Raw genomic sequence first — 204 nt, forward strand, 5'->3', positions numbered from 1 at the left:
GGGTGCTGCGTCATGACGTTGAACCGTACTTCCCAATTCTTAAGTACCTCATCTTCCACTTGTTGCGGGGTGACGTATTTGACGCCGGCGTTGGTTTTCGCGTCGGCGTTTTCGTCCGCTGTGGCGTTGGTGTTTTGGAAAAACTCGCTGAGGACGCTGAGTGCTTCGCTCGTTTTGGGCGAGAGGAACATCTGCATCATCTTG

1 protein-coding gene is annotated in these 204 nt (G+C 53.4%); it reads right to left on the reverse strand.

Annotated elements, in window-relative coordinates; all coding sequences use genetic code 11:
- On the reverse strand, positions 1-204 hold a 204-nt coding region (locus I6E40_RS11120), incomplete at both ends, for a hypothetical protein (protein WP_235387309.1).

It is taken from the genome of Prevotellamassilia timonensis (assembly GCF_021531665.1).
Classification (GTDB): domain Bacteria; phylum Bacteroidota; class Bacteroidia; order Bacteroidales; family Bacteroidaceae; genus Alloprevotella.